Source organism: uncultured Veillonella sp., from assembly GCF_963534045.1.
In the GTDB taxonomy this organism is placed as follows: Bacteria; Bacillota; Negativicutes; order Veillonellales; family Veillonellaceae; genus Veillonella.
This window is the reverse complement of sequence record NZ_CAUSQT010000097.1, coordinates 1-2,844: the sequence shown is the minus strand read 5'-3', so window position 1 is coordinate 2,844 and position 2,844 is coordinate 1. Positions and strand designations below refer to the sequence as shown.

At 39.3% G+C, this 2,844-nt stretch carries 2 protein-coding genes; one reads left to right on the top strand and one right to left on the bottom strand.

Translation table 11 applies throughout. The features are described from left to right. The first annotated feature begins 69 nt into the window (after positions 1-69). Positions 70-1,365 carry a hypothetical protein gene (locus tag RYP29_RS08795; protein ID WP_311533185.1) on the top strand — a complete coding sequence of 432 codons (1,296 nt, stop codon included), beginning with the start codon at positions 70-72 and terminating at the stop codon, positions 1,363-1,365. 108 nt (positions 1,366-1,473) lie between these two features. On the opposite strand, the gene RYP29_RS08790 is transcribed toward RYP29_RS08795, so the two are convergent. Continuing rightward, complete coding sequence (locus RYP29_RS08790) at positions 1,474-2,706, bottom strand: OFA family MFS transporter (protein ID WP_311533183.1); 1,233 nt, start codon at positions 2,704-2,706, stop codon at positions 1,474-1,476. Positions 2,707-2,844 lie beyond the last annotated feature (138 nt).

Below are 2,844 nucleotides of genomic sequence, written 5' to 3'. Positions count from 1 at the left end.
TATCATTTTATTACTATATAAGTACATTACAATATACAAAATATAGTTAGTGTGTATTGAGGAAATCTTATGTTTAGAAAATCTTTGTTATTCGGTGGTCTGATTGCTGTGTTGTGTTTGAGTGGTTGTAGCAATGCTAATGAGTTGCCTGGGTATAATGCAAAATCTAAGCATTCTAGTGCTGATTTTTATAAGAATGATTTGATGGATAGTATTCTTAGTGAAAAAATATATAATGCTACTAGTGCTGCGGATATTAGTGATGCAACTAGATTGCTATATCGTGTTGATGAGATGAATGCTGAGCAGCGTAGAAATTTAAACTATTCTATGTGGCGTGCCCAATACAATGCTGTAACCGAAGTCCATATGCATACTGATAAGGGCGGGCTTTCCTATACACTGCCGTTTCCAGCTTTCAAAGGTGGCACACAATCTGCCCCTATTCCGGATGTGAAAGATACTAATGCACTTGTGTATACATTTAACCATCCTTTTATTTATACTAGTTTAGTTGTGGATAATCATCCGTATGAGCAAAGTGCTCAGTATTTGGGCAAACCCTATAATGAATTAAAGCAAGGCTATGTGCGTTCTGCATTGCAGGAAAAATGGTCACATATGAATCAAAATCAGTTTGATATATCCAGTATTGATGGTAGTACTTTCAAAGGGGAAAGGGTTATTAATGGCCGTTGGAGCACCATGAAAACTAAAGGCAATCCTACCTTTGTGGCGAATGATATTTCTTTTGCCTTAAATAATGAGCCTGATACGCAATATGTACTTACCTTGATGGTTAGAGAAGATGGCGAGCGAGGTATTGGTAAACGAGGCATCGAGGATATTATCGCTAATTATATTGTGCCTAATATTACGTCATTAGATAGGTTAAATAAGGATAGTCATTTTGAAAGCTTTAATAACTATAATTATCGGGTATTAAATGATGCGGTTGAGGAAGCATCCGGTAATGAGCATATTAAAATATATAAGGATCCTACAGGTATTTCGCAGATGATAGAAGTATATCCTGTTGAGCATAAGGGGGAAATCTGGGCTAATCTTGTTGACATTGTCACAATCTCTGAAGCACAGTTAAAAGCTAGAAAGAATATGCGTAGTGGTAGCCATACGTATATATGGAATGATGGCGTTCCTGGCGTGTTGGTAACATTTGAATATGAAGATGGTATTAGTGAGTGGCGATTTAGCACGCAAGATGCACATAATCTTTATATACATACAATCTATTATAAATATGATGCGAATCGAAAGAGTTTGCCAGCACTAGCAGGAATCGCCTCTGATGCGAAGATTTCAAACTTGGGTGATACATATAAGGGCGAAGTAGATTTTTTATGATATAATTGATATCAAAGTGAGGCATAAATGGTTTCGCCGCCAGCTCTCGCTTCTCGAAAAAGTATTTGAAGAAATGGTCTGACTCTACTGTCGGGCCTTTTTTCATGTTTAAATGCAGGTGTCAGGTGTGAAGGTGTGAAGGTTTTTCTTGCCATACATTTTCAAGACTATAGCAATTATTGTATTTAATACAAATAAACCTGCAAAGCACACTAAAGCCATGGAATAGCCATATCCGGCTTCGTGAAAGTACGATACAATCATGGGACCAGCGATGCCTGCTAAGCCCCAAGCTGTTAGGATACGGCCGTGAATAGTAGAGAGTTGGCGTATACCATAAAGGTCTGCAAGATATGCTGGCATACAAGAGAAGCCTCCACCGTAACAGGTGATAATGAGGAGTATTAAAATCTGGAATGTTAATGCACTATTGGTTTGGGATAGTAAATAGAAGGCAATGATTTCCATGATAAAGAATAATATATAAGTTTGTGCTCGTCCAAGAAAATCAGAGATAGTGGACCATAGAATGCGACCACCACCATTGAAAATGCCAATAATACCGACTAGAGAGGCCGCAGCTGCTGGTGTCATGCCAATGGTTTCTTGTGCCATTGGGGATGCTAGAGATAGGAGCCCAATACCGCAGGTAATATTAACAAAGAAGACCCACCATAGAGCACTGAATTGCCATGTTTTCATAGCATCATTAGCTAGCATACCGTGATTATGTACGTACATGGTAGATTTATCTTGATTAGAGCGTGTCGGTTCTTTTGGAGTAGGTGCTTTCAAATAAAGGGAAGAAGCACTCATAACTATAAGATAGGTGATACCAAGGATAATGAAATTATTTACTAAGCCCACATGAGCCACAAGGTACTGCATAAGAGGACCTGCAATAAGGGCGGCAAATCCGAATCCCATTATAGCTAATCCGGTAGCAAATCCAGGACGATTTGGAAAGTATTTTACGAGCGTAGAAACTGGTGTTATGTAGCCGATGCCTAGTCCAATACCGCCAATGATACCGTAGAATAGATATAGTAAGGTCAGGCTATGGATGCTAAGTGCATAGGCTGTACCGAATAGACCTGCTACCCAAAATAACATGGCGAGGAGACCGCTTTTTTTAGGACCAATCTTCTCTGCAAAGGATCCAAGAAAACCTGCAGATAGACCAAGCATTAGAATGGCTAGTGAAAATGTCCAGGTTGTTTGTGATAAGGTAAATCCCATATCTACCATGATAGGGCGCGTGAGCACGCTCCATGCATATACGCTACCGATGGATATGTGCAGTCCAATAGCTGCAAGTGCGATAAGCCAACGATTTCTCATAAGAAAACTCCTTTCATATACGTGAGATTATCAAAAATTGATAAAGAAGCATTTGCTATGAGATGGCAATAAAAAAAGACCATCTGAACAAAAGCTTGCCCAGACGGTCGGCTATCACACGATGTGTGCTACTGTGCA

Excerpts from the sequence above, each read along its gene's own strand:
- RYP29_RS08790 (WP_311533183.1), bottom strand. The coding sequence starts at position 2,706 with ATGAGAAATCGTTGGCTTATCGCACTTGCAGCTATTGGACTGCACATA.
- RYP29_RS08795 (WP_311533185.1), top strand. The coding sequence starts at position 70 with ATGTTTAGAAAATCTTTGTTATTCGGTGGTCTGATTGCTGTGTTGTGT.